This is a genomic window from Sphingomonas sp. BAUL-RG-20F-R05-02 (assembly GCF_022662305.1).
Classification (GTDB): Bacteria; Pseudomonadota; Alphaproteobacteria; order Sphingomonadales; family Sphingomonadaceae; genus Sphingomonas.
In genome coordinates this window covers 779,486-805,211 of sequence record NZ_JAKNQH010000001.1, presented here as the reverse complement: position 1 = coordinate 805,211, position 25,726 = coordinate 779,486, and the positions used below count along the sequence as shown (strand labels likewise).

General features: G+C 64.8%; 22 protein-coding genes. 8 read left to right on the top strand and 14 right to left on the bottom strand.

Annotation, left to right across the window (positions count from 1 at the left end; genetic code table 11):
* Complete coding sequence (gene trpE / locus L8F97_RS03805; protein WP_242147154.1) at window positions 1-1,521, bottom strand: anthranilate synthase component I; 1,521 nt, start codon at window positions 1,519-1,521, stop codon at window positions 1-3.
* Window positions 1,511-3,469, bottom strand: a complete 1,959-nt coding sequence (locus L8F97_RS03800) for a peptidylprolyl isomerase (protein ID WP_242146642.1) — start codon at window positions 3,467-3,469, stop codon at window positions 1,511-1,513. Before L8F97_RS03800 ends, trpE begins: the two co-directional genes overlap by 11 nt.
* 134 nt (window positions 3,470-3,603) lie before the next feature.
* Here L8F97_RS03800 and tpiA point away from each other — a divergent pair, with 134 nt between their 5' ends.
* Window positions 3,604-4,353: a triose-phosphate isomerase gene (gene tpiA / locus L8F97_RS03795; protein WP_242146641.1), complete on the top strand. Its 750-nt coding sequence runs from the start codon at window positions 3,604-3,606 to the stop codon at window positions 4,351-4,353.
* Between the two features lie 7 nt (window positions 4,354-4,360).
* Here tpiA and L8F97_RS03790 read toward each other — a convergent pair whose 3' ends face one another.
* From L8F97_RS03790 to rimO, 4 genes are read right to left on the bottom strand one after another with little or no spacing between them, the layout of a single operon-like run.
* A complete protein-coding gene (locus L8F97_RS03790) occupies window positions 4,361-5,749 on the bottom strand; it encodes a leucyl aminopeptidase family protein (protein WP_242146640.1) in 1,389 nt (462 codons plus the stop codon).
* Window positions 5,746-7,143, bottom strand: a complete 1,398-nt coding sequence (locus L8F97_RS03785) for a serine hydrolase domain-containing protein (RefSeq protein ID WP_242146639.1) — start codon at window positions 7,141-7,143, stop codon at window positions 5,746-5,748. Before L8F97_RS03785 ends, L8F97_RS03790 begins: the two co-directional genes overlap by 4 nt.
* Window positions 7,140-7,790, bottom strand: coding sequence for a YiiX/YebB-like N1pC/P60 family cysteine hydrolase (locus L8F97_RS03780; RefSeq protein ID WP_242146638.1), 651 nt, complete (start codon window positions 7,788-7,790; stop codon window positions 7,140-7,142). Before L8F97_RS03780 ends, L8F97_RS03785 begins: the two co-directional genes overlap by 4 nt.
* Window positions 7,787-9,118, bottom strand: a complete 1,332-nt coding sequence (gene rimO, locus L8F97_RS03775; RefSeq protein WP_242146637.1) for a 30S ribosomal protein S12 methylthiotransferase RimO — start codon at window positions 9,116-9,118, stop codon at window positions 7,787-7,789. Before rimO ends, L8F97_RS03780 begins: the two co-directional genes overlap by 4 nt.
* Before the next feature lie 515 nt (window positions 9,119-9,633).
* Here rimO and L8F97_RS03770 point away from each other — a divergent pair.
* Window positions 9,634-10,200, top strand: coding sequence for a DOMON-like domain-containing protein (locus tag L8F97_RS03770; RefSeq protein ID WP_242146636.1), 567 nt, complete (start codon window positions 9,634-9,636; stop codon window positions 10,198-10,200).
* Here the strand turns inward: L8F97_RS03770 and L8F97_RS03765 are convergent.
* Window positions 10,197-10,643: a DUF4126 family protein gene (locus L8F97_RS03765; RefSeq protein WP_242146635.1), complete on the bottom strand. Its 447-nt coding sequence runs from the start codon at window positions 10,641-10,643 to the stop codon at window positions 10,197-10,199. The genes L8F97_RS03770 and L8F97_RS03765 overlap by 4 nt on opposite strands.
* 217 nt (window positions 10,644-10,860) lie before the next feature.
* On the opposite strand from L8F97_RS03765, the gene L8F97_RS03760 reads away from it, so the two are divergent.
* Together L8F97_RS03760 and L8F97_RS03755 are read left to right on the top strand one after the other, a co-directional pair.
* A complete protein-coding gene (locus L8F97_RS03760; protein ID WP_242146634.1) occupies window positions 10,861-12,063 on the top strand; it encodes an exo-beta-N-acetylmuramidase NamZ domain-containing protein in 1,203 nt (400 codons plus the stop codon).
* Window positions 12,064-12,181: 118 nt separating this feature from the next.
* Window positions 12,182-12,325: a hypothetical protein gene (locus L8F97_RS03755; protein ID WP_242146633.1), complete on the top strand. Its 144-nt coding sequence runs from the start codon at window positions 12,182-12,184 to the stop codon at window positions 12,323-12,325.
* 134 nt (window positions 12,326-12,459) lie between these two features.
* Here the strand turns inward: L8F97_RS03755 and L8F97_RS03750 are convergent, their stop codons facing one another.
* From L8F97_RS03750 to L8F97_RS03725, 6 genes are all read right to left on the bottom strand, one after another.
* A complete protein-coding gene (locus L8F97_RS03750) occupies window positions 12,460-13,017 on the bottom strand; it encodes a CHAP domain-containing protein (protein ID WP_242146632.1) in 558 nt (185 codons plus the stop codon).
* 542 nt (window positions 13,018-13,559) lie between these two features.
* Window positions 13,560-14,216, bottom strand: a complete 657-nt coding sequence (locus tag L8F97_RS03745; RefSeq protein ID WP_242146631.1) for a DUF6975 family protein — start codon at window positions 14,214-14,216, stop codon at window positions 13,560-13,562.
* 106 nt (window positions 14,217-14,322) lie between these two features.
* On the bottom strand, window positions 14,323-15,195 hold the full coding sequence (locus L8F97_RS03740; protein WP_242146630.1) for a hypothetical protein: 873 nt from the start codon (window positions 15,193-15,195) through the stop codon (window positions 14,323-14,325).
* A gap of 144 nt (window positions 15,196-15,339) precedes the next feature.
* Complete coding sequence (gene rpoD, locus L8F97_RS03735; RefSeq protein ID WP_242146629.1) at window positions 15,340-17,370, bottom strand: RNA polymerase sigma factor RpoD; 2,031 nt, start codon at window positions 17,368-17,370, stop codon at window positions 15,340-15,342.
* Complete coding sequence (gene dnaG / locus L8F97_RS03730; RefSeq protein ID WP_242146628.1) at window positions 17,370-19,262, bottom strand: DNA primase; 1,893 nt, start codon at window positions 19,260-19,262, stop codon at window positions 17,370-17,372. The genes rpoD and dnaG overlap by 1 nt, the downstream gene beginning before the upstream one ends.
* A 49-nt stretch (window positions 19,263-19,311) precedes the next feature.
* Window positions 19,312-19,764 carry a GatB/YqeY domain-containing protein gene (locus L8F97_RS03725; RefSeq protein ID WP_242146627.1) on the bottom strand — a complete coding sequence of 151 codons (453 nt, stop codon included), beginning with the start codon at window positions 19,762-19,764 and terminating at the stop codon, window positions 19,312-19,314.
* 166 nt (window positions 19,765-19,930) lie between these two features.
* Between L8F97_RS03725 and carA the strand changes: the two genes are divergently transcribed.
* From carA to greA, 4 genes are all read left to right on the top strand, one after another.
* On the top strand, window positions 19,931-21,097 hold the full coding sequence (carA, locus tag L8F97_RS03720; RefSeq protein WP_242146626.1) for a glutamine-hydrolyzing carbamoyl-phosphate synthase small subunit: 1,167 nt from the start codon (window positions 19,931-19,933) through the stop codon (window positions 21,095-21,097).
* Entirely contained in the window at window positions 21,094-21,453 is a 360-nt protein-coding gene (locus L8F97_RS03715; protein ID WP_242146625.1) for a ribonuclease E inhibitor RraB, read from the top strand. Before carA ends, L8F97_RS03715 begins: the two co-directional genes overlap by 4 nt.
* Window positions 21,453-24,773, top strand: a complete 3,321-nt coding sequence (gene carB / locus L8F97_RS03710) for a carbamoyl-phosphate synthase large subunit (protein WP_242146624.1) — start codon at window positions 21,453-21,455, stop codon at window positions 24,771-24,773. Before L8F97_RS03715 ends, carB begins: the two co-directional genes overlap by 1 nt.
* 91 nt (window positions 24,774-24,864) lie before the next feature.
* Window positions 24,865-25,341 (top strand): transcription elongation factor GreA, encoded by a 477-nt coding sequence (gene greA, locus L8F97_RS03705; RefSeq protein WP_242146623.1) that lies wholly within the window; start codon window positions 24,865-24,867, stop codon window positions 25,339-25,341.
* Between the two features lie 136 nt (window positions 25,342-25,477).
* Here greA and L8F97_RS03700 read toward each other — a convergent pair whose 3' ends face one another.
* A complete protein-coding gene (locus L8F97_RS03700) occupies window positions 25,478-25,696 on the bottom strand; it encodes a DUF4170 domain-containing protein (protein WP_242146622.1) in 219 nt (72 codons plus the stop codon).
* Between the last annotated feature and the right edge of the window lie 30 nt (window positions 25,697-25,726).

Here is a 25,726-nt window from a genome sequence, read left to right as displayed (position 1 = left end):
CTACTGTCCGAAGTCCGCCTCGCCCGCGCGTGCGATCGCCTCCCGTGCGGCGGCAAGCAGGGCACCCGCCTTCGCCTCGCACTCGCGCTGTTCGTAAGCAGGCACCGAGTCGGCGACGATGCCGGCTCCGGCTTGGACATGCATCACGCCATCCTTGACGATGGCGGTACGCAGCACGATGCACGAATCCATCGACCCGTCCGGTGAGAAATAGCCGACGCCGCCGGCATAAGCGCCGCGCACCGTGCCTTCGAGTTCGGCGATGATCTCGCACGCACGCACCTTTGGAGCGCCGCTGACGGTACCCGCAGGAAAGCCCGCGAACAGCGCGTCGAGCGCATCGGACTCGGGAGCCAGTTCGCCCACCACGTTCGAGACGATGTGCATGACGTGGCTGTAGAACTCGGTCGTGTAGCTTGCGGTCACCTGGACGCTACCCGCCTTTGCGACCCGGCCGACGTCGTTGCGGCCAAGATCGAGCAGCATAAGATGCTCGGCACGCTCCTTGGCATCGGCGAGCAGGCTGGTGCGATTGGCCTCGTCCTCGGCCGCAGTCTTGCCGCGTGGGCGGGTGCCGGCGATCGGGCGTATCGTGATCTCCCCATCGCGCACGCGGACGAGGATCTCCGGCGACGAACCGATCAGCGCAAAGCCCGGCAGATCGAGATGGTAGAGAAAGGGTGACGGGTTGATCCGACGAAGCGAGCGATACAGCTCGAACGGCGGCAACGGGAACGGCGCGGTGAAGCGCTGCGCCAGTACGACCTGGAAGATGTCACCGGCGACGATGTACTCGCGCGCCCGCTCGACCATCTCCGTGTAGCGGCCTGCTGGCAATGTCGGCGTGAGCGCGAGGTCGGGCAGATCGTTCGCCCGCACCGGCGCGGGCAGGGTGGTGGTGGCGAGCCGCGCGGCGGTCGCGTCGATCCGCTCCGCTGCCTCGACGACGATCGCGTGCGCGTCGCGCGTCGGGTCGGGCCAGACCGGCGCGACCACGAACAGCGCGTCGGCCAGCCGGTCGAAGATCAGGATCACGGTCGGACGCACGAAGATCATGTCGGGCAGGCCAAGCGGATCGGCTGTCGGGCGCGGCAGCGTCTCGACCAGACCAACGGTTTCGTACCCGAAGTAGCCGACCAGACAGGCAAGTGCGCGGGGCAGTTCCGCAGGCACATCCATCCGGCACGACGCGACGAGATCACGCAATGCCGCGAGCGTCGTCTTCTCGGCGGGGGCGAACGCCTCCCGATCGGTCAGCCAGTGGGGATTGATCTCCGCCGCTTGTCCGCGTGCGCGGAACACCAGATCGGGTGCGAGGCCGATCAGGCTGTGCCGCCCGCGTGTCTCGCCACCCTCCACCGATTCGAGCAGGAAGTCGCCCCGGCCCGGCTCGATCAACTTCAGCGCGGCGGCGACCGGAGTTTCTGTATCGGCGATCTGGCGCCGCCACAGCAGGGCAGGCCGCCCGGCGCCAAGCGCCGCGATCGCCGCTGCCGTGCCGTCATCGCGATCAGGGCTGATCGGTCGTCTCCTGCCCGAGCATTGCTGCCTTGAGTTTGGCGAGACCGGCGGCGTCGACCTTCGCCTTGACCGTGCCGCGCACCGCTTTGACGAATTGCTGCACATACTCGCCGCCGACCGCCTTGCCGACGTCCGACTGGGTCGCGGCGATGATGTCGGGGCGATTGGCGGCGTTGCCCCGGTCGATCCGATCGAGCCAGATCACGAACCAGCCGTTGTTGCCGGGCGCCGCGATCACCTTGGCCGAGTGCGCCGCCATGCCGAACATCAGCGCGAGCGGCGCCGGAACGCCACCCTGCGCAGCGGCTAGTTCCGCACGCGACTTGTCGAGCGGCTGGATCGGCGGCAGCTTCAGCCCGGTGGCGGCCACCGCCTTGGCGAGCGGCGTGCCGGCGTTAGCCTGCGCCACCACCTTGCGCGCGACATCACCCGCAGCCTTGGCGGCACGTTCCATCGTCAGATCGTGCGCGACCGCGTCGTGAATGGCGGCAAGTGGCGGCGGCGCGGCGGGGAACACCTTGGCGGTCGACACGACGGCGAAAGTGTCGGCGTCGATCGGCACCAACTGCGGTGCGTCGCCCGGCTGGCTGGCGAACCCGGCGTCGACGATCGCCTTGGCCGCCGGCGGTACCTTCGCATCGGGATGCGCTGGATCGGCGCCGCTCGCCACCACGGGAGGGGAGGTTTCCGCCGTCAGCTTTTGCCGCGTGACGAGCTGATCGAATGTGGCATGGTTCGAGATCGCATCATCGAGCGCGTCATGGATCTTGCGAAGCTGATCGTTCTTCTTCTGCGTGGTGAGTTGCTCGCGCAGTTGCTGCGTCGCGGCGGCGAGCGATACCTCGCCGCGATCGTCGAAGCTGTCGACGCGGCCGACCACATAGCCGAGCGTGCCCTTGACCGGTCCGACCACCGCGCCCTTGGCGGCGGCGAAGACGGCATCGGCGAACGCGTCGGAGGTCTGGGCGGCGATCGCGCTCTTTTCCGCCGCCTTCAGCGTCGCGGGTTCGAGCCCGGCGGCACGCGCGGCGGCGTCGATCGGCGTGCCCGACTTGACCTTCGCGGCCAGCGCGTTCGCAGCGGCGGCATCGCCGACGATAACGCGCGTGACGGTACGGCGCTGCACCGCACGGAAGTTCGCGATCTGCGCCTGATAGGCCTTGGCGATTTCGGCATCGCTGACCGTGACTGGATCGGTCAGCGTCTTGGCGGAGACATTGGCGTAGCGGATCGTACGCCGCTCGGGCACCGAATAGCGGGCCGCATTGGCCTTGTAATATGCAGCAAGGTCGGCATCGCTCGGTGCGGGGCCGGTGGCAAGCGCGGCACTCGGGATCACTGCGATCTGTGCGTGCCGCTTCTCTAGCAGCAACCCGGCATAGATCTGCGCGATCGACTTCGGCACGGGCGTATTTTCGGCTTGCAGCGGCGTGACGAGCAACTGCGCCATCATGCCCTGCTTCATATCGGCGCGCAGAGCGGCATCGGTCTGATGCGATTGTCTCAGCGCGCGGTCGTAGGCGTCCTGGCTGAACTTTCCGTCCGGCCCCTGCAACTGCGGGATGCTGGCGATCCGCCCGTCGACCAGCCGATTGCTGATGACCATGCCCTGCTTATGCCCGAACACTTCCAGCGAGATCGTGTCGACAAGGCGATTGAACACACCGTCGACGCCGCCGCCGGTGACATATTGCGCCATGTCGACGTTCGGGTTCTGCTGGCGATACGCTTCAAGCTCGCGTTGCGCGCGGGAGCGCACGTCATTCGCGCTGATCTTCTGGCCACCGACGCTGGCGAGCGAATCGCCCGAGTTGGCGCTGCTGACCGCACCGCCCATCACGCCGGTCACGTCGCTGAGCAGGAACATCAGCGCGAGCACGATCAGCCCGCCGATGGTGATGACGACGCCAACCTTGGAGTGGGTCAGGCGACGAAAGAAACTGAGCATAAGGGCGATGGGCCGATCTATTGAAGGCGAACTCGGCGGCTGCTTTACGGGCGGAGGCGTGCCGCTTCAAGCTTGTGCCGCTCACCAAGCACGTTATCGCACTGCAACAAACATCGAAAAAGGGAACGCTCGCGATGGCGCGGAGGAAATTGGTCGCCGGCAACTGGAAGATGAACGGCGATCTTGCCGCGCTCGCCGAAATCGACGCCATCGCTGCGGCGGCGGTCGCGAACCCTGCGGTGGACGTCGGCATCGGCGTGCCGGCGACCCTGATCGGGCCGGCGCACGCCCGCGCACCAAGGCTGGCGATCGGCGCGGAAGACGTTCACGCGGTCGACCACGGTGCGTTCACGGGCTCCATTTCAGCGCCGATGGTCCGCGAGGCGGGGGCCAGCTTCGCGATCGTCGGGCACAGCGAGCGGCGGGCCGGGTGCGGTGAGACCGACGCCGATGTCAAAGCCAAGGCGGAGGCGTTGCTGCGCCATGGACTCGCCGCGATCCTGTGTGTCGGTGAAACGTCGGATCAGCGGAACGCAGGCAAAGCGGTGGCGACGGTGACCGGGCAGGTACGCGCATCGATGCCGTGGGGCGCGGCCTCGGGCTGGCTCTCCGTCGCTTATGAGCCGATCTGGGCGATCGGCAGTGGCCATACCCCGACGCTGGAGCAAATCTCCGCCATGCATGGCGCGATCCGCGCGATGCTGACCGAACTGCTCGGCGCCGATGCAGCGTCGATGCGGGTGCTGTACGGCGGCTCGGTCACAGCCGAAAATGCCACCGAGCTACTCGGTGGGCCTGACGTAGACGGTGCTCTGGTCGGCGGAGCGAGCCTGACCGCGGCCAAGTTCGTGCCCATCATCGAAGCCGCAGCCGCGCTGACCTAGCGCGCGCTCACGTGCCGTACCGGGTGCGGAGCATCCCCCATGCTGCGCGTAAACCCAGCGCCTCGCCACCTTTTGGGCGACCGGCTTTGCGAGAGGGTCGCCACGCGAATGTGTCGAGATGGGCCCAGGCGGTGCCCTCCGGCACGAAGCGGCGAAGGAACAAGGCGGCGGTCACCGCACCTGCAAAGCCGCCATCGGGGGCGTTGACCATGTCGGCGATGTCGGAACTCAGCATCTCGTCATAACCGTCCCACAGCGGCATGCGCCACAGCGGGTCTTCGCTGGCGGTGCCGGCGGCGAGCAGCGCCTCGGCGAGCGCATCGTCGTTGACGAACGTGGCGGGCAGATCAGGGCCAAGCGCTACGCGTGCCGCGCCGGTGAGCGTCGCGAAATCCAGGATCAGTTCGGGCGTATTTTCGCCCGCGCGGGTGAGCGCGTCGCCGAGGATCAGGCGGCCTTCCGCATCGGTGTTGGTGTTTTCCACCGTGATGCCCTTGCGTGTGGCGAGGACGTCGCCCGGGCGGAAGGCGTTGCCGGCGATGCTGTTTTCGACCGCCGGGATCAGCAGATGCAGGCGCACCGGCAGATGCGCGTCCATGATGAGGCGAGCGAGCGCGAGCGCATGGCCCGCGCCGCCCATGTCCTTCTTCATCAGCCGCATGCCGGAGGAGGGCTTGATGTCAAGCCCGCCCGAATCGAAGCATACGCCTTTGCCGATAACGGCGATGCGCGGATGCGCCGGGTTGCCCCATTCGAGTTCGATCAGCCGCGGTTCGCGACCCTGTGCAGCAGCCTGACCGACAGTGTGGATCATCGGATAACCGCTGGCGAGCGCACTTCCTTTGGTGATGGCGAGCGTGGCGCCGTGCGTGTCGGCCAGCGTCCTGGTTTCGGCTTCCAGTTCGGCGGGACCGAGATCGGCGGCGGCGGTGTTGACGAGATCGCGCACACTGGCCGTCGCGCGGGCGAGCGCCACCGCTTCCGCTATCCGCGCGGGCTCCGTCGTCAACAATATGCGGCCGGGTACGCGATCCGCCGGCTTGTAGCGGGTGAAAACGTGCTGGGCGAGCGCCCAGCCAAGCAGCGCCGCGCCCACACCCGCACCATCAACCCGGTAGCTGCCATCGGGCAGTGTCTCCGCAAGGTTCGCCAGATCCCACGTGCCGAGCGGTACCTTGCTGACGCACAGCAGCACCGACCAGTCTTCGGCGTCCTCTCCCGGGAGAATCAGGCTGGCGCCAGGTTTGCCGTCGATCCGGGCAGCATCGAGCGCTGCGCGAACCCGGGGCGGCTGCGCGGATCGCCAATCGTCGAGGCCTTGCCTGGCGATCACGTGGATGGTGCGCGCGCTCTGCCCGCGATCGGGCTGGAGCAGAAGGGCGGGATCGTAGGTCATTGGCTCGGCATCACCAAAAATTGTTCGTAGCGCCCGGTGTCGCCGGGTTCGGCATAGGTCGCGATGTTAAGCGTGCGATCGGCGAACACCGCGCGATAGTTCCGGTTGACGAAGCCGCCGCGCAGCTTGGGCGGTTGCGCGAGTTCGAAGCTCTTCGGCTCGCCAAGCGGGCCGAGCGTCGCCTTGTAATCGGCAAGCGCGGTGGGGGTGAAGTAATAGTTCGAATCGTCCGTCATGGTGTTGCGGTCGAGCGTCCCCATGCGCAGCATCTCGTAAAGGCGGAGCGCCTTTGCAGTGTTGGCGACTTCGGCGCGCTGGGCTTGCGAAGGCGGCAGGATTACGTCCGCGATCTTGCCCGCGATATCGGTGAATGCGCCGCTGAAATCAGCGTTGACCAGCACCACCACGGCCGCCTTGTCGTCCGGGAAGACGGTGTTTTCGGACAGGAAGCCGACCGCCTCACCGCTATGTTCGATATAGGCGTGGCCGGCCTGCTCATGCGCGGAAACACCGAGGCCGTAGCCGTTGGTGGTGCCGTCGGCCAGCTTCACCGGGGTTTCCTGCGTAATCCAGTCCTCCGCCGGGAGCAGCGTGCGGTTCATGCGCGCGATGTCCCATTTGGCAAGGTCGCTCGCCGACATCGCCAGTTCGCCGGCGGCGAACAACCAGCCGGGCGCGGCGGGTCGCTCTGGCCGCACCGGGCCGAGCGCGAAGCGTTGATAACCCTGTGGATACCCTGGACCGTTGGCCTTGTCCTGATCGACCGGATCCATGCCGAGCGGCGTGAATACATGCAGCTTCAGGAAGTCGAGCAGCGGCATCCCGGCGACTTTTTCGACAATCAGGCCGGCGACGACATAGCCGGTGTTGGAATATTGCCACTTGGTGCCGGGGGTAAAGTCGAGCGGCTTCTTCGCCCAGCGGTCGAGGATTTGCTGCGGGGTAACGGGATTACGCATTGCGGCGAAGCTGTAATCCTGCGGCCAGTAATCCTGTAGACCGGAGGTATGGCTGAGCAGTTGCCGAATGGTGATGACATCGCCGTCGCTGACACCGGGCACGTACTTCGAAACGTGATCGTCGAGGCTGAGCTTGCCCTCGTCCTCCAGCAACAGCATAGCGGCAGCGGTGAATTGTTTGGAGATCGAGGCGATCGGATATTTCAGGTCCGCACGCGCTTGCGGTATCGTCTCGGATTGCTTGCCGTAAGCTTTTGCGAAAACCGTATTGCCGCCACGCACGATCGCGATCGAGGCGGAGGGGACGCCAGTGCGGGCGAGGCTCTGCGTGACGATCGCATCGACCTTTGCCGCTTCGCTTGGCGTCAGATTTTGCGCGTAAACCGGTGTGGCTAACGCCAGCAAAGCGGTGGCTAACGGCAGGCTAATCTTCATTCGTCATCCTCTAACGGCCCTTCGCGGAAGGGAAAACGTGACACCCGCATCACCGCCTGCACTTGCGGAGCGCGCGCGAAGTTGGACGGCGCGATAAAGCCGCGGCCGTCCCACGGTATCTTGACGCCGAGCTGTTGGTAACATTCGTCGAGATATTCCGAACAGAAATATTCTTTGTTGGGCTGGATCATGCGCGGCAGTCGCACACCGAATAGGCCCAGGCCGATCCGCAGCGCGATCCTGACGAGTTGGCCGGCGTCGAACGGACAGCCGAGCTGATCGGTGGCGAAGCCGCTCATCCTGCGAAACTGCTCCGCGCTCGCCCCCGCCACCACATCGTGACGGGCGACGACGACCTTGCCGTTGAAGGGTTTGTCGTGCGGCTGGAAATCGGTGATCCAACGGCTCAGCGGCACGACGCGCACACCGATCTTCTGAACGGCCTCCATCACGAACACGCGGTCGATCTCGTCGAGGCGGACGATCATGGCGATGTGGCTCCACGGGCTGCGGGTCGCCCACTGGATCACGCGCGAGAACGCCTGATTGCCTGAGCAGATCAGCAGATCACCGGTGCGGACGCCCGCGCGGACCGCCGCATAGCGTTGCGGTGTCCAGTCCTTGAGCGCTTCGGCCGGGGTCGTCACGCGGGGAGGGGAACCCCGTACAGATCGTGTTCGTCGGCATCCTCAATCTCGACCCGCACGATATCGCCGGCGGCGAGGTGGGCGGCGTCGCGCAGGAACACCTCGCCGTCGATCTCGGGTGCGTCGGCCTGCGAGCGGCCGGTCGCGCCTTCCTCACCCACCTCGTCGATGATGACGTCGAGCGTGCGGCCGATCTTGGCCTGCAACTTCTCCGCCGAGATGCGCGCGGTGAGTTCCATCAGGCGGGCGTAGCGCTCCTCCTTGATCTCCTCCGGCACGTGGTTGGGCAGCGCGTTGGCGACGGCACCCTCGACCGGTTCGAAACGGAACGCGCCGACCCGGTCGAGCCGCGCCTCCTCCAGCCAGTCCATCAGATAGGCAAAATCATCCTCGGTCTCACCGGGGAAGCCGACCACGAAGGTCGAGCGGATCGCGATATCGGGGGCGATCGTGCGCCAGTGCTTGATGCGCTCGAGCACCTTGGTTTCGTTGGCGGGGCGCTTCATCAGCTTGAGGACGTTGCGGCTGGCATGCTGGAACGGAATGTCGAGGTACGGGAGGATCAGCCCCTCCGCCATCAGCGGGATGACCTGATCGACGTGGGGGTAGGGGTAGACGTAATGCAGCCGCACCCATGCGCCCAGACGCCCAAGTTCGCGCGACAGGTCTGTCATGTGCGCGCGGACTTCATTGCCCTTCCAGTCACGCGGCTGGTGGCGGATATCGACGCCGTATGCCGAAGTATCCTGGCTGATGACGAGCAGTTCACGCGTGCCCGCCGCGATCAGCTTCTCCGCCTCGCGCAGGATCGCGTCGGGGCGACGACTGACGAGATCGCCACGCAGCGCCGGGATGATGCAGAACGAGCAGCGGTGGTTACAGCCCTCGCTGATCTTCAAATAGCTGTAATGGCGCGGGGTGAGCTTCAGCCCGCTGTCCGGCACCAGATTGAGGAACGCGCTCGGCGGCATCGGCGCCGCTTCGTGGACCGCGCCGACCACTTCCTCATACTGATGCGCGCCGGTGACGGCGAGGACGTTCGGGAAGCGCGCGCGGATCGTCTCAGCTTCCTTGCCCATGCAGCCGGTAACGATGACGCGGCCGTTCTCGGCGATGGCCTCGCCGATGGCTTCCAGCGACTCTTCCTTGGCGGAATCGAGAAAGCCGCAGGTGTTGACCAGCACCACGTCCGCGCCCGCATAATCGGGCGACATCTGATAGCCGTCGCTGCGCAGCTTGGTGAGGATACGCTCGCTGTCGACCAGGTTCTTGGGACAGCCAAGCGAAACCATGCCGACACGCGGCGGGGAGGGGAGGATCGTTGCCATGGGAGCGCGCCATGTAGGGGATCGGGGGAGGATTTGCCAGTGTCGTGGAATTGCGGTGGGCCGGGGGGTGAGTGCTTGCGTCTCTGCGGCATCCGTAGATCGCGGGTCGCACGGGCCTGTCGCCTGATCGCATAAGACGCCGTAGCTGGACTCCGCGTCCGGCGAATAGTGCACGTCGGTTACAGAGTGTTCGTCCTCTGCCGGTGAAGGCCAGGGATCAGGTACGAAACCGTCGCCGTGGATCGGCAGGCTTACGGTACATCTTGGCGCGTACACGCATCGGAAGCGCTCTTCGCATCGCACAACTACCCTGCTCGGCGCGGTTAGGGCAATCGCACTGGTGCGGCTGATGGCTTTCGCAAATGCTATGCCTGCAACCTGCTCGTCTGATACGAGGAACTTGGTGATCTCGCTCTGGCACGCGAGCAGGAGTTTCAGATGAAGCGTTGGCAGCAGATCGGGAAAGAGCGGGAGCATCAGGACAGGGCTGAGCAGTGCCACGGAGTCGCACAGCGATGAGCGATGCCGTTGCGGGACCGTGCCCTGCGGCGGCAAAGGAGGAGTGGGCTCTGGTACCACACCCCGACACGCCGTCCGGCGCGGTCGAGTACGTCCACGCGTCCATCAGGCAGAGCGAATATGGCTTGGATCTCGCCTACGTCATCGGGTGCCCGACCGATCGACTCGTCGTGCCGGCAGCCGTCATGCCCGCCCGCGCGGATGGCCTGTGGCGTAGCACCTGCCTCGAACTGTTCGTGAAGACCTGCACGTCTGGTTATCTCGAGTTCAATTTTTCCCCATCCAGCGCGTGGGCGGCATATCGTTTCACCGATTACCGCACCGGCATGGCGAAGATGCCGCTTGATGTAGCGCCGCGCATCATGGTGAGCGACGACGGCGATGCGCTGATCGTCATCGCGCGAATTGCTCCGCCACTGTCGGTCGCGAGTATGGCCGGCCTCAGCGCGGTGATCGAGGAGGCCGACGGCACCAAATCCTACTGGGCGCTCGCGCATGGCGACGGGCCACCGGATTTCCACAACGCCGAGGGGTTCGTCGCCGCGCTGCCAGCGCCCGCCTAGCGCGTTGCCGCTGCCACCGCGAGCGGAACGATCACCGCGTCCTCGATAAAGCCGGTGATGGCCTGTCCGCCGCCGCCCTGCATCGCGCGCATCCGCAGCCGCCAGCTCACATAAGCGGCGGCCGCCGCGGTGCCACCGGCTAGCGCCGCGCCGAGCCAGCGCTTGTCGCGGGGCGCTACCGCCGCCCCCGCCAGCGCGGCGTTGACGGTGCGAACCACCACGGCGGGGGTGATCACGCGATCCGGCGCACTCGCCTGCTTGTCGCCGGCAAGTTCGTACGCCGCGAGTGCCATCGTGCCGGCGGAGATCAACGGGCTCGCCAGAAATTCGGGAGCGGCGCTGTCCTTCGGCAGCTTGCCGGTGCGTGCGGCGTTCGCCACAGCAGCAAGCGGCGTCATCGCGCGCGAGCCGGCGACCAGACCCATCAGGACAGAGCGTAACATCGTGTTTCCTTCCTTGTTGCGGGCTGAACCCGCCAAACAGGTTTTCGCTCCGTCGGTGTGGTGCGGAGTTGCTGCGGCCTGCGGGCATTTCGGTTGGCGGATGCCCGACAATGCTTGACCCATCATCCTTGCCCGGCGAAGGCTAGCCCATGGTCGCGGGCGGCGTGCAATGGGATTTCGGCCGTCACCGGGAGGCACGGACGGGAGTGATATTGCAGTGAACTTCGGAATCGATCGCCTCCTCGCCGATCCAGTTCTGCGCAAGCCTCTGGAGGGCAAACGCGTCGCGCTGCTTGCGCACCCCGCTTCGGTGACGGCGGATTTGACGCATTCGCTCGACGCGCTGGTCGCGTGCGGGCTGAACATATCGGCGGTGTTCGGGCCGCAACATGGCGTGCGCGGCGACCTTCAGGATAATATGATGGAGTCTCCGGACTTCACCGATCCCACATACGGCATGCCGGTGTTCAGCCTGTATGGCGAAGTGCGCAGGCCAAGTGCGGAATCGATGCAGACCTTCGATGTCATGCTGGTCGATCTTCAGGACCTTGGCACGCGGATCTACACCTTCATTACCACGCTGCGCTACGTGTTGGAGGCTGCGGCCGAACACGGCAAGACGGTCTGGGTACTCGATCGGCCCAATCCCGCCGGCCGCCCGATCGAGGGACTGACGCTGCGCGCGGGTTGGGAGAGCTTCGTCGGTGCGGGCGCGATGCCGATGCGACATGGCCTGACGATGGGGGAACTGGGTGGCTGGTTCATCAAGACGCTGGGTCTCGACGTCGACTACCGTGTGATTGCGATGGATGGCTGGGCGCCGGACGCCGCGCCGGGCTTCGGCTGGCCTGTGGACCGGGTGTGGATCAACCCCAGCCCGAACGCGCCCAACCTCAACATGGCGCGCGCATACCCCGGCACGGTGATGCTGGAGGGGACGACGCTGTCGGAAGGACGCGGCACGACGCGGCCACTCGAACTGTTCGGAGCGCCCGATCTCGATGCCAAGGCGGTGATTGCCGGGATGCACCGGCTCGCGCCGGAGTGGCTCGCCGGCTGCGCGCTGCGCGACATCTGGTTTCAGCCGACCTTCCACAAGCACGTCGGCGAATTGTGTAACGGCGTGCACATCCATGCCGAGCGGCGGTTCTACGATCACGCCGCTTTCAGGCCGTGGCGATTGCAGGCGCTTGCGTTCAAGGCGATTCGCGCCATCGCGCCCGACTATCCGCTTTGGCGCGACTTCCCCTACGAATATGCGTTCGGGAAACTGCCGATTGACGTCATCAACGGCGGTCCTGCGCTGCGAGAGTGGGTGGACGAATCGGGTGCTCTACCCGGCGATCTCGACGCGCTCACCGCGCCGGATGAAGCCGCCTGGGCGCTGGAAAGCGCAGCCTTCCACCTTTATTCAGGTTAATTGCGCCACCCGCCGCGCCGCAGCGCCATTTTGTCACAAAAGCTTATGATCTTGGTCATAACGCGCGCAGTAGCGTGAGCATCTTGGAACACTTGGTGGCAAGGGCGGGTCTGCACCTATGGAGTCGAATGTTCATTATTATGCACGGCGTGCCATGCAGGAGAATGTCGCGGCACGTACTGCCGTAACCGAGGAAGCACGCAAACGCCGCCTTGAACTGGCGCAGATGTTCGAGGCGAAGCTCGTCGCGATTCGTGGCTGATTACGGTACGGAGAAGCTTTGAGCGAGGTGTACGGTAGCGTGGGCGCAGCGTCCCCGCACCGTTTTGCATCCAGCACTGATGGATGCGGGGGGCGGGGGCCGGCAGTTCGCGCCGCCACTAAAGCGACCGGATCCTAGCGATATACGTCCAGCAACGCCCCGACATAGTCCGGGTCGCGGCCGGTCAGTTCAGGCGCAACATGAGCGCGTCGCGCCCCATCGACCGCGCTGCCATAGATGAAGCCCGAAACCGGATAGGTGGTGCTGCCGAGTCCGTCCATGTCGCGGTACCACACCTTCACCTCTCGCCACGTGTTGTCGGCGGAAACGTCGGTCAGCGTCACGTCCTGTTCGGCGTGGCCGCGTCTGCCATTCTGGCGCGACCAGTTGGCGTGGGTCACCATCACCACACGCGGATCGACGATCCGGCTGATGACCGCGACATGCCCCATCGGCAGTCGCGACGTCTTTGAGAACACGATGACCGAACCGACCCGGGGGACGTCGCCGCGTTGATAGTGGCCGGCGGCTTTGGACCACCACGTCCAGGCATCGCCGTAGATCTGGATGCCCGAGGCTGCGCGCGCGAACGGCACGCACTCCCCGACATAATCGAGAAGAGAACCCGCACAAAGCGGGGACCCCGCCAAAAGCGCGGCTGAGCAAGCCAACAGGCGAAATACACATCGCATACAGGCACCTTACAAGGCACCCCCCAACCGCCGGGTAAGCGAAGCTGGTTTAAAAGCAGGTTACCAAACCGAAGCAAACTCTAACCGTCCGGCGCTTGGCGCTTGTTGACTGTCGTTCCGATCGACAAGAGCGCCGAGTACATCGGTCAGGTTCATGATCGTCGCTACCGGCGTAAGCTACTCTGTAAGGTCGTACGGTCCGACCAAGACTAGGATCACATGCGCATGGATGTACTGAAGGTCGACATGCCGCATCGCCAGCAGAAGCCGCTGAACAAGCGAACAATCAGCGGCCAGCTTGACCCGTCATTGCGCCTTCGACTGGATGATCCGTCCGCACCGAGCGCGGGACAAAAGGCTGCCTGTGACACTAGCTGCGCCGAACCATCGATCCGGCCGCCCCCGCAGGTCGGCGTTGCAATTGCCTCGTCCGGCACCTGATACGGTGCTGCGTCGCACCGGTGTAGTCTATCGGCGCTCGTAAACGCCGGATGTGCGACCGGATCTAGCAGGCAGAGCAACTGGAGACGAAATTGATCCGGTCAGGCGTGATCGCGCGCGCTCGCCCGCGCTTCAAGCAGGCTCCACAAACCGCGATGTTGGGCAAACACCTGCTCTGCGCCAAATGCGATCGCGCGCTGTGTCGCAGGCGTATCGCCGAGCGTCGCGGCGAGCGCGGCGATGCCGTCCATGTCGGGCAACTCGCGGGGGGGTACCATCACACCGAAGCGCTCTGCTGCGGCGTCGAGCACGCCGCGAATTGCGCGCCAGTCGAGGATCAGCGCGAGCGCGGCGCCGATCGCGCAGCCCTTGCGGCTGGAGCGGGCGAGCATATCGAAGGCGTGGCGCTGATTGGCGAACGCCGCGTCGGCCTCGGCCTGACCTGGCGTGGAGGGCAGCGGCCCGGCGGCCGCCGTCAGGTGCGCGAGATACGTGCGTTCGGCGGTGAAAGCCTGCGTGACGGCGGCGAACCACTCGGCGGCAGTGTCATCGTCGGGCAGTGCAACCTGATCGAACAGATAGCGACCATGAATCGTGCAGATCGCGTGAATCGCGTCCGCCAGATCTCGTTTGGCGGCGGCAGGCGTGACGAGCGTCGCGACCAGCGGGTGCGCGGCGCTGCCATCTGTCGCTGCCAGGGCGGCGAGTACTTGCCACACGCCCTCGGCGCGGTTCGTTGATGCGGCTTGTAACGCCATTGATGTCTGCCCCTGTCCGGACCGTAATGGCCGCCTGCCGCACGGTTTGCCCGTCGGGTTTATACGAAGCACGTAAAGACGTGGTTTAAAGCGGTTTAAGCCTGTCTCAACCTACTCGTGTAATCAGAACGGCGGCGATGCCGGAAACGCTGGCGCCGGTTCGGCGTGCGGCAAAGCCGATCCTCACGGCCGCCGGCACCGTCAGATTGGCGAGCAGTAAGGCATTGATCTGTAACGCTTGTCCGGTGCGGATCACGCGATCTATGGCGTCGCGAATAGCGCCTTGGGATGACCCGTCGAATAGGCTGGCGAACGGCACCGCCGCGAGTGCGTCGGTGCGAAGGTTGCACCATGCGGCCAGAGAGGATGATCCGCTTTCGAGCCGCCCGCGCAAATCGATCCGGACTGGAGCTATTGCGTCACTGGCCGTAATCGCTTCATCCAGTGCCGCACGTTCGGCCATTTCGGCATCGCCAGCGGCATCGCGCGCGACGAGCATCACACCGCCGGGCCAGGCATCGATCAGCAAGGTCATGCTCTCGATCAACGGCGCACGTGACGGCAGATCGAGCGAGACAGCGACGCCTGTTCGGGAAACGCGATCGATCCCGGCGGCGAGTTGCGTCTGAACGTATTCCGGTACGATCCGCACCAGCGCACGGCCGATCTCCGCGAGATCACCGAAATCGCGGCGAGCGGTATCGCTGGCGGCGATGATCTGTTGGCGGTCGTTGGCGATAAGCACCCGATCCTCGACCCGTTCCAGCACGGCCGCAAGATCGGGACCGCAGCCTTGGCCGGAGAAATGCGGCGCGCACAGCGCATCCATGATTTCAACCGAGGTGAGCACCAGTCGGGGGCGACCACGGTGAAGGATATAGACCGGCGTTCGCGCGGCGCGGTCCTGCCAATAGCCGAAGTGACGGACGAGATCGGAAGACGTAACGATTTGACGGGGAGGTGGAACCGGATCGAGCATAGCGACGGCTTACGGGATCGGCGGTAGTTTACGATGACTCCGCGCCGGAACGGAGCAAGTCACGGCAATTTCATGATTTGCCGTCAGGATACGCGAAGGCCGCGCCAGTTGCCCGGCGCGGCCTTCCACTGTTCGTCAGCTTGATTACTGGTCGAGGAACGAGCGCATCTTGCGGCTGCGGCTCGGGTGCTTGAGCTTGCGCAGCGCCTTCGCCTCGATCTGGCGGATGCGCTCGCGCGTGACCGAGAACTGCTGGCCGACTTCCTCCAGCGTGTGATCGGTGTTCATGCCGATGCCGAAGCGCATCCGCAGCACGCGCTCCTCACGCGGGGTGAGCGACGCCAGCACGCGGGTGACGGTTTCCTTGAGATTGGCCTGGATCGCGGCATCGACCGGGATGATCGCGTTCTTGTCCTCGATGAAGTCACCCAGATGCGAATCCTCCTCGTCGCCGATCGGCGTTTCGAGAGAGATCGGCTCCTTGGCGATCTTCATCACCTTGCGGACCTTTTCGAGCGGCATCGACAGACGCTCGGCCATTTCCTCGGGCGTAGGCTCGCGGCCCTGCTCGTGGAGGAACTGGCGGCTGGTGCGCACCAGCTTGTTGATCGTCTCGATCATGTGGACCGGAATGCGGATCGTCCGCGCCTGATCCGCGATCGAGCGGGTGATCGCCTGACGGATCCACCACGTCGCATAGGTCGAGAACTTGTAGCCGCGGCGATACTCGAACTTGTCGACCGCCTTCATCAGGCCGATGTTACCCTCCTGGATCAGATCCAGGAATTGCAGCCCACGGTTGGTGTACTTCTTGGCGATCGAGATGACGAGCCGCAGGTTTGCCTCGACCATCTCCTTCTTGGCGATGCGCGCTTCGCGCTCACCCTTCTGGACCATGTTGACGATACGGCGGAACTCGCCAAGCGCCATGCCGGTTTGTTGCGAGATTTCCGAAATCTCGTTGCGGATACGGTCGGCGGCGTCGCTTTCGTTGGCGACGAAGGCGGCCCACTTCTTGTCGACCTTGGCCGCGCTCGACGGAAACGCCTCGTCGAGTTCGTGACCAATGTAGCGATCAAGGAAGTCCTTGCGGCTGACCTTGTGACGCTCGGCCAGACGCAGCATCTGCCCACCGAGCGCGGTGAGGCGGCGGTTGAAGGCGTAGAGCTGATCGACGAGATATTCGATCTTGGCGTTGTGGAACTGGACGCTCTCGACCTCGGCGGTGAGTTCCTCGCGCAGCTTCTGGTACTTGCGCTCATCCGCCGCCGACAGTTCGCCGCCCGCGCTCATCTGGTCGAGACGCTGCTGCTGCATCTTAGAAAATTTCTTGTAGATCGCCGTGATGTTGGCGAACCGCTCGAGCGCGATCGGCTTGAGCTGCTCCTCCATCTGCGCAAGGCTGAGGGTATTGTCCTCCTCCTCGTCGTCCGACGGGCGCGGGGTGCGCCGCTCGGTCATCGAATCCTCGTCCTCGTCGGCGGAAGCCTCCTCGGGCTCTTCCTCTTCCTTGAACGAAGGGCCGGCGGTCTTCTCGCTGATCTCGCCGTCGGCCTCTTCACCGTCCTCGGTCAGGCTCTCGGGCGCGGGATCCTTGGAGAGCATCGCGTCGAGATCGAGGATCTCGCGAAGCTGCATCGTGCCTTCGTTGAGTGCGGTCGACCAATCGATGATCGCGTTGAAGGTGATCGGGCTTTCGCACAGCCCCAGGATCATCGTGTCGCGACCCGCCTCGATCCGCTTGGCGATGGCGATCTCGCCCTCGCGGCTAAGCAGCTCGACCGCACCCATCTCGCGCAGGTACATGCGGACGGGGTCGTCGGTGCGGTCGACGACCTCCTTCTTCTTGACGTCGATATTGGGCGCGCTTTCCTCGGCGGCATCCGCCGGTTCGGCCTCGTCCTCGGGCTGATCCTCCGTTTCGCCGTCTTCGCCCTGCTCGTCATTCTCGACGATGTTGATGCCCATCTCGTTCAGCGCGGACATCACATCCTCAAGCTGATCGGACGACATCTGATCCTGCGGCAGCGCCTCGTTGAGCTGCTCGTAGGTGATGTAGCCGCGCTTCTTCGCACGGGCGACAAGCTTCTTGATCGAAGCATCGTTGAGGTCGATCAACGGCGCGTCGCCACCCTCGTTGGTGTCGGAAACGTCCGCCATGTCGGTCTTAGCCATCAATTGCCCTCGGCTCTAATCATTCTGGCGTCTTCCTTCGCTTGCAAAAGATTTGCAAGGCGAGCGTTGAGCGCCTGCTGTTCTCTAATCAATGCGACCTGACGTGCAAATGCTTCGTCGGATCGGCTGACTTCATCGTGGTTCACGGCGGCCAAAGCCTTGTCGATTTCCGGCCGCGTCACCAAAATCGCGATCGCTTCATCCAAATCCTCCCGCGCTGCCACCGGATCTGCATCGCGCTGGTTGAACGAGTAATTGAATCCGGAAGGCGCCAGAAGATCGGATGCGATCGTGTCGAAACCGGATTTAGCCAATATGGTGACGAGACGGTCGCTATCAAGCGTCTGATCCTCGATCGCGAGGTCGACTACCGCCTCGAACAGCCGACCAAGCGCACCATCGACCAGCCTGAGCGAGCCCAGCACCTCCATGTGCCGCGCGATTTCGGCCGGATGGCGGATCAGTCCGGCGAGCACCGCCTTGGCGAGAATCGGATCGATCCCGGCGGCGCGCACCCCTTTGGTCTGTTCGACCACCGGGCCAATCGGCGGCTTCCACGGCTGCCCGCCGCGACGACCGCCGCCGCCACGATTGCCGGCAGGACCGGGCGCGCGCGGCACGAACGGCGTACGTTGCGGGCGGAACATTTCATTGAAGCGGCGGCGGAAATCGGCGAGATATTCGTGCTTTACGTCGTTATCCGCGATGCTGTTGGCCAGCTCGGTAAAGCGCGCCTTTAGGCCCGCCTTCTGTTCGGGCGTGGTGGTCGGCTCGGCGGCGACCTCGTGCGCCCACAGCCGATCGACCAGCGGCTGCGTATCTCGCAGCAACGCCTCAAACGCGCCCGGTCCCTTGGCCCGCACGAGATCGTCCGGGTCTTGTCCCTGTGGCAGCGTGACGAAGGCGAGGCTGCGGCCGGGGGTGAGCATCGGCAAGGCACGGTGCGCGGCGCGGATCGCCGCCTTTCGCCCGGCGCCGTCGCCATCGAAGCACAGGATCGGCACGTCGTGCATCCGCCACAGCCGCTCGAGCTGCGCCTCGGTCAGCGCGGTGCCGAGCGGGGCGACCGCCTCGCCAAATCCCGCCTGCGCCAGCGCGATCACGTCCATATAGCCTTCGACCACCAGCACGCGGTTGGCCTTCCGCGCAGCCGGGGCGGCCTTGTCGAGGTTGTAGAGCGTGCGGCCCTTGTCGAACAACGGCGTCTCGGGCGAGTTGAGGTACTTGGGCTCACCATCACCGATGATGCGGCCGCCGAACGCGATCGCGCGGCCGCGCTGGTCGCGGATCGGGATCATCAGCCGCCCGCGGAAGCGGTCGTACGGATCCTTGTTCTCGACCGAGATCAGCAAGCCGGCCTCGACGAGCATGGAGTCGCCATAATCCTTCAGCGCGGTCTTCAGCTTGCCCCGCGAATCCGGCGCGAACCCGAGGCCGAAATCCCGCGCCGTCTCCGCGCGGATGCCGCGCTTTTCCAGCACGGCGCGCGCGTCCGCCCCGCCGAGGCCGTGGAGCTGTTCGGTGAACCATGCCGATGCATCCGCGCACGCTTCATGGAGCCCCTTGGCGACCTCGGCACGTTCGGCCGAGCGGGCGTCCATCGCGGGGAGTTCCATGCCCGCCGCCTGTGCGAGTTCTTTCACCGCATCCATGAACGGTAGCCCGCGCTGTTCGGTCAGCCACCGGATCGCGTCGCCGTGCGCGGAACAGCCGAAGCAATGATAGAAGCCCTTGTCGTCGTTGACGTAGAAGCTCGGGCTCTTCTCGTTATGAAACGGGCAGCATGCGCGATACTCTCGACCAGCCTTTTGCAGCTTGGTCGTGCGCCCGATCAGCGTCGACAGCGTCGTGCGGGAACGCAGTTCGTCCAGGAAGGCGGGGGATAAACTCACGCTCTATGATACCACGCAATATCCCACGCACCGCCCGATTTGCAACCGTTTACGAAAGCGCCGCCTTCACCAGCCCGCTCGCCTTGCTCATGTCGAGCGTCTGGGCGTGGCGCGCTTTCAGTTCGGCCATCACGCGGCCCATGTCCTTCATTCCGCTAGCGCCGAGTTCGGTCTTGATCGCCTCGATCGCCGCAGTCGTCTCGGCTTCGCTCATCTGCTGCGGCAGGAAGCGTTCGATCACCGCGATCTCGGCCGCCTCGGCATCGGCGAGTTCCTGACGGCCACCTTTTTCGAACATCTCGATCGATTCGCGCCGCTGCTTGACCATCTTCTGGAGCACTTCGACCACCAGCGTGTCGTCATCGTCGGGCGCCTTGCCGGTGCGCGCCTCGATGTCGCGGTTCTTGATCGCCGATTGCACGAGGCGCAGCGTGGCGGTGTCGGCCTTTTCGCCGGCCTTCATGGCGGTGACGAGCGCGGCCTTGATGTCGTCGCGAATCATATGCGTATCCTTGTCGTCGAGCGCGGGGCGGGATGGTCGCCCGCGCATCCAAACCCGTCGCTTAGCCGAACCGCCGCGCCGATAACAGATTGACGCTACCCCCCGCTGGTTCTAGCTGCCGCGCCTTAGCGACATCGCCAACCCAAACGAGGAGTGCCCGCCGATCATGGCCGACGCCAAACCCATTTCCGCGCCCGAAGGCGCCACCGGCGTATTGGTTCTGGCATCCGGTGACGTGCTGTGGGGCCGTGGTTTCGGTATCGAGGGCGCGGCGGTCGGCGAGGTCTGTTTCCACACCGCGATGACCGGGTATCAGGAGATCATGACCGATCCCTCCTTCGCGGGTCAGATCATCACCTTCACCTTCCCGCACATCGGCAATGTCGGCGCCAACCCCGACGATATCGAGGCGGACGAGCCGCACGCGCTCGGCATGATCGTGCGCGAGGACGTGACCGAACCCTCCAATTTTCGCAGCGTCGAGCGGCTTGACGACTGGATGCGTCGCCACAATCGCATCGGTCTCGCGGGCATCGACACGCGCGCGCTGACCAAGCGCATCCGCGCAGGTGGCGCACCCAACGGCGTGATCGCGCACGACGCAGACGGCGTGTTCGACATTCCCGCGCTGCTCGCGCAGGCGCAGGGCTGGCCAGGGCTGGAGGGCATGGACCTCGCCATCGAAGTGACGCGCGAAACGCATGGCGGCTGGGAAGGCGGGCTATGGCGGCTCGGCTTCGGCTATGCCGAGAGCGCAGGCGAGGACGCACGTCCGCACGTCGTCGCGATCGATTACGGCTCAAAGCATAACATCTTCCGCAACCTCGTCGCGGCCGGTGCGAAGGTGTCGGTAGTGCCCGCCACCGCTACTGCGGCCGACGTGATGGCGCTCGCCCCCGATGGCATCTTCCTGTCGAACGGCCCGGGCGATCCCGCCGCGACCGGCGCTTACGCAGTGCCGGTGATCCGCGACCTGCTGGAAACCGGCAAGCCGCTGTTCGGCATCTGCCTCGGCCACCAGCTGCTCGCGCTCGCGGTCGGGGCGGAGACCAGCAAGATGTTCCAGGGCCATCGCGGCGCCAATCATCCCGTGCAGCGCTTGTCGGATGGTGTGGTCGAAATCACCTCGATGAACCACGGTTTCTCGGTGCTGAGTGAGACATTGCCGGCCAATGCCAAGGCGACCCACGTCTCGCTGTTCGACGGATCGAACGCCGGGCTGGAACTGACCGACCGCCCGGTCTTCTCGGTACAATACCACCCCGAGGCGTCGCCGGGTCCGCAAGACAGCCTGTATCTGTTCGAGAAGTTCGTGGGGAGTTTGACGGCATGACCCTTCCAGACGTCGATCCCGCCCGCGTCGAGGCGGAATGGGCCGCTGACAAGGAGGTGCTCGCCAGCCTTGCCGAGAATGGCGACGTTGCCGGGATCGTCCGCCTCGTCGACGTGAGCTTTCGTGGTGACGAGGCTGCGCTCGAACGGCTGGAGGATGACGCCGAGAGCCTCGGCTTCAGTTTAATCGAGCGCGAGGAGACCGAGGATGGCGAACTCGCCACGTTCCTCGGCAGCGAGCAGACCGCCGAAGCGGACGCGATCCGCGCGCTGACGGTGAAATGCCTGCAGATCGAACTCGCCTACGACGTTGAATATGACGGCTGGGGTTGCACCGCCGAGACCGGAAAAGACTGATGCCAAAACGCACCGACATCTCCTCCATCCTCGTCATCGGCGCTGGGCCGATCGTGATCGGCCAGGCCTGCGAGTTCGATTATTCGGGCGTGCAGGCGATCAAGGCGCTGCGCGAGGAGGGTTACCGCATCGTCCTGGTCAATTCGAACCCCGCGACGATCATGACCGATCCCGAGCTGGCTGACGCGACCTATGTCGAGCCGATCACGCCCGAGATCGTCGCCAAGATCATCGAGAAGGAGCGGCCCGACGCGGTGCTGCCGACGATGGGCGGGCAGACCGCGCTCAACACCGCGCTGGCGCTGTATAACGACGGCACGCTCGCGAAGTTCGGCGTGCAGATGATCGGTGCCGATGCCGCCGCAATCGACAAGGCCGAGGATCGGCTCAAGTTCCGCGATGCGATGGACAAGATCGGCCTCGAATCCGCGCGTTCGGCAATCGCGCATACCGTCGAGGAGGCGTTGGTCGCGCTGGAGCGGACCGGGCTGCCGTCGATCATCCGGCCGAGCTTCACGCTTGGCGGCACCGGTGGTGGTGTGGCGTACAACCGCGAGGAGTTCATCGCGATCGTGCGCTCGGGGCTGGATGCTTCGCCGACCAACGAGGTGCTGATCGAGGAGTCGCTGCTCGGTTGGAAGGAATATGAGATGGAGGTCGTGCGCGACCGCCACGACAATTGCATCATCATCTGCGCGATCGAGAATATCGATCCGATGGGCGTGCACACCGGCGATTCGATCACGGTCGCACCGGCGCTGACGCTGACCGACAAGGAATACCAGATCATGCGCAACGCATCGATCGCGGTGCTGCGCGAAATCGGTGTGGAAACAGGTGGTTCCAACGTTCAGTTCGCAGTCAACCCCAAGGACGGCCGGCTGATCGTGATCGAGATGAACCCGCGCGTGTCGCGGTCCTCGGCGCTGGCATCGAAGGCAACCGGCTTCCCGATTGCCAAGGTCGCCGCCAAGCTTGCGGTCGGCTACACGCTTGACGAGATCACCAACGATATCACCGGTGCAACCCCGGCGAGCTTCGAGCCGACGATCGATTACGTCGTTACCAAGATCCCGCGTTTCGCCTTCGAGAAGTTCAAGGGCGCCGAGGAGGTGCTCGGCACCGCGATGAAGTCGGTCGGCGAGGTGATGGCGATCGGCCGCAACATCCACGAATCGCTGCAGAAGGCGTTGCGCGGTCTGGAGACCGGTCTGTCCGGCTTCAACATGGTCGAGCGGCTGTCGGGCGCGCCGCGTGTCGAGATCGAGGCGGCGCTCGCCAAGGCGACGCCTGACCGGCTGCTGGTGGCGGCGCAAGCGCTGCGCGAGGGCTTCACCGTCGCCGAGGTGCATGCGATCGCCAAATATGATCCGTGGTTCCTGGAGCGGATCGCCGAGATCGTCCGCGCCGAGGAAGGCGTATGCCACGACGGCCTGCCGCGCGATGCGGCGGGGATGCGCAAGCTGAAGGCGATGGGCTTCTCCGACAAGCGGCTCGCGTATCTCGCGCTCAAGTCGGCCAATCTGCGTGGCAACGAACGCGGCATCGCGCAGGGCCGCGGGCTGATCCACGAAGCGGTGAAGGCGATGACCGGCGGCGTCACCGAAGCGGAGGTGCGTGCGGCGCGTCACAAGCTGGGCGTGCGGCCGGTTTTCAAGCGTATCGACACCTGCGCGGCCGAGTTCGACGCCAAGACGCCGTATATGTACTCGACCTACGAGGCGCCCACCTTTGGCGAGCCGGAGTGCGAGAGCATGCCGACCGACCGTAAGAAGGTCGTCATTCTCGGTGGCGGTCCGAACCGGATCGGGCAGGGCATCGAGTTCGACTACTGCTGCTGTCACGCCTGCTTCGCGCTGGCGGATGCGGGCTATGAGACGATTATGGTCAACTGCAACCCGGAGACCGTGTCGACCGATTACGACACCTCCGACCGGTTGTATTTCGAGCCGCTCACCGCCGAGGACGTGCTGGAGATCCTGCACGTCGAGATGTCGAACGGCACGCTGCACGGCGTGATCGTGCAGTTCGGTGGGCAGACCCCGCTCAACCTCGCGCAGGCATTGCAGGATGCGGGTATCCCGATCCTTGGCACCTCACCCGATGCGATCGACCTTGCCGAGGATCGCGAGCGGTTTGCGGCGATGATCAACAAGCTCGGCCTGCGCCAGCCGCTCAACGGCATCGCACGCAGCCGCGACGAGGCGGTCGCGGTGGCGGAGCGGATCGGTTACCCGGTTCTGATGCGGCCGAGCTACGTGCTCGGCGGCCGCGCGATGGAGATCGTCGATTCGCTGGTTCAGCTCGACGATTACATTCAGACGGCGGTGCAGGTGTCGGGCTCGTCGCCGGTGCTGATCGACCAGTATCTCCGCGATGCAATCGAGGTCGATGTCGATGCGATCAGCGACGGCACCGATGTCGTGGTGGCGGGTGTATTGCAGCATATCGAGGAGGCCGGCGTCCATTCGGGCGACAGCGCCTGCTCGATCCCGCCCTACAGCCTCTCGCCTGAGATCATCGCCGAGATCGAGCGCCAGACGCGCGAGCTTGCCAAGGCGCTGTCCGTGGTAGGGCTGATGAACATTCAGTTCGCGATCAAGGACGGCCTCGTCTATCTGATCGAGGTCAATCCGCGCGCCAGCCGCACCGTTCCCTTCGTTGCCAAGGCGATCGGCGCGCCGATCGCCAAGCTCGCGGCTCGGGTAATGGCAGGTGAAAAACTGGCAGATCTGCCGGCGATTGACCGGAACATCAGTTATTATGCGGTGAAGGAAGCGGTATTCCCCTTCGCGCGCTTCCCCGGCGTCGACCCTGTGCTGTCGCCGGAGATGAAGTCGACCGGCGAAGTGATGGGAATCGACCCGGATTTCGCGATCGCGTTCGCCAAGGCGCAGCTCGGCGCGGGCACCGTGCTACCCAAGTCGGGCACGTTGTTCGTCAGTGTGAAGGATAGCGACAAGGTCGTTATCCTGCCGGCGATGCGGCAGTTGGCCGAGCACGGTTTCACTGTCGTCGCGACCGGCGGCACCGCCGATTTCCTCGAGCGCAACGGGGTCGCGGTGGAGCGCGTCAACAAGGTAGCGCAGGGGCGGCCGCATATCGTCGATCGCATCAAGGACGGCGGGATGGACCTGATCTTCAACACCACCGAGGGTTGGCAGAGCCTGAAGGACTCGCAGCCGATCCGCGCTGCGGCACTGACGCAGCGGATCCCGTACTTCACCACCGCTTCGGCGAGCGTCGAGGCGGCAAACGCGATCGTGGCGCTTGCGACACGAAACCTTGAAGTGCGGCCACTCCAATCCTATTATTCCTGATCGCACGATTACTCCCCGACAGTTGAACTACGGTGCGGGCCGGTTCGGAAGGACCGGCTTGGGGACAGATTTCGGGACGAAGGACTAAGGGATGGCGACCGTCGACAAGATGCCGATGCTGCAAGAGGGCTACGACACGCTCACTGCGCATTTGAAACAGCTGAAGGCGGAGCGTCCGCTGATCGTCGACGCCATCGAGGAAGCGCGCGCGCACGGCGATCTGTCCGAAAACGCAGAGTATCATGCCGCCAAGGAACGGCAGGGCCAGATCGAGGCGTCGATCTCCGACATTGAGGACAAGCTGAGCCGCGCGCAGGTGATCGACCCGCGCGATCTGTCGGGCGACAAGGTCGTGTTCGGTGCGACGGTGACGCTGATGGACGAAGACGACAAGCCGGTGAAGTATCAGATCGTCGGCCAGACCGAGGCGGACGCCAAGGGCGGTCGGATCTCGTACAACTCGCCGCTTGGCCGTGCTCTTATCGGTCGCAAGATCGAGGATGAGGTCGAAGTGACGGTACCGTCGGGTGACCGCTACTATGTCGTCGAGAAGATCGAGTTCATCTAAGCGGGGAGCGCTCGGTCCTACGGCACCGTACGAACGCGCGGGACTGACTATCGCATTGGGCTTGCTGGTGCGAGCCGCCGCCGGTTGAGACGCGGCATATCGCGCACCGGCGTTGCCTCGCCGGTGCGCTTTTTCTTCAGGCTAGCAGATCCGGCTCGAGCAGCCGGTGCATGTGTACGATGACGTACTTCATCTCCGCATCGTCGACGGTACGCTGTGCGGCGGCGCGCCATGCCTTCTCGGCGCTCGCATAGTCGGGGAAAATGCCGACCACGTCGAGCGACGCGGTGTCGTTAAAGTCGAGCGTTTGCGGGTCGCTGACGCGGCCGCCGAAGACGAGGTGAAGTTTGCTCATGGCCGATCTTTCCGTGAAAGGTGTCGGCTT

Bases quoted from the DNA above. Each gene is read 5' to 3' on its own strand.
- greA (WP_242146623.1), top strand. From the start codon at position 24,865: ATGGCGACCGTCGACAAGATGCCGATGCTGCAAGAGGGCTACGACACG.
- L8F97_RS03800 (WP_242146642.1), bottom strand. From the start codon at position 3,469: ATGCTCAGTTTCTTTCGTCGCCTGACCCACTCCAAGGTTGGCGTCGTC.
- L8F97_RS03745 (WP_242146631.1), bottom strand. From the start codon at position 14,216: ATGGCGTTACAAGCCGCATCAACGAACCGCGCCGAGGGCGTGTGGCAA.
- L8F97_RS03765 (WP_242146635.1), bottom strand. From the start codon at position 10,643: ATGTTACGCTCTGTCCTGATGGGTCTGGTCGCCGGCTCGCGCGCGATG.
- L8F97_RS03700 (WP_242146622.1), bottom strand. From the start codon at position 25,696: ATGAGCAAACTTCACCTCGTCTTCGGCGGCCGCGTCAGCGACCCGCAA.
- tpiA (WP_242146641.1), top strand. From the start codon at position 3,604: ATGGCGCGGAGGAAATTGGTCGCCGGCAACTGGAAGATGAACGGCGAT.
- rpoD (WP_242146629.1), bottom strand. From the start codon at position 17,370: ATGGCTAAGACCGACATGGCGGACGTTTCCGACACCAACGAGGGTGGC.
- L8F97_RS03725 (WP_242146627.1), bottom strand. From the start codon at position 19,764: ATGATTCGCGACGACATCAAGGCCGCGCTCGTCACCGCCATGAAGGCC.
- L8F97_RS03785 (WP_242146639.1), bottom strand. From the start codon at position 7,143: ATGAAGATTAGCCTGCCGTTAGCCACCGCTTTGCTGGCGTTAGCCACA.
- carA (WP_242146626.1), top strand. From the start codon at position 19,931: ATGGCCGACGCCAAACCCATTTCCGCGCCCGAAGGCGCCACCGGCGTA.
- L8F97_RS03715 (WP_242146625.1), top strand. From the start codon at position 21,094: ATGACCCTTCCAGACGTCGATCCCGCCCGCGTCGAGGCGGAATGGGCC.
- rimO (WP_242146637.1), bottom strand. From the start codon at position 9,118: ATGGCAACGATCCTCCCCTCCCCGCCGCGTGTCGGCATGGTTTCGCTT.
- L8F97_RS03750 (WP_242146632.1), bottom strand. From the start codon at position 13,017: ATGCGATGTGTATTTCGCCTGTTGGCTTGCTCAGCCGCGCTTTTGGCG.
- L8F97_RS03755 (WP_242146633.1), top strand. From the start codon at position 12,182: ATGGAGTCGAATGTTCATTATTATGCACGGCGTGCCATGCAGGAGAAT.
- carB (WP_242146624.1), top strand. From the start codon at position 21,453: ATGCCAAAACGCACCGACATCTCCTCCATCCTCGTCATCGGCGCTGGG.
- L8F97_RS03790 (WP_242146640.1), bottom strand. From the start codon at position 5,749: ATGACCTACGATCCCGCCCTTCTGCTCCAGCCCGATCGCGGGCAGAGC.
- L8F97_RS03770 (WP_242146636.1), top strand. From the start codon at position 9,634: ATGAGCGATGCCGTTGCGGGACCGTGCCCTGCGGCGGCAAAGGAGGAG.
- L8F97_RS03740 (WP_242146630.1), bottom strand. From the start codon at position 15,195: ATGCTCGATCCGGTTCCACCTCCCCGTCAAATCGTTACGTCTTCCGAT.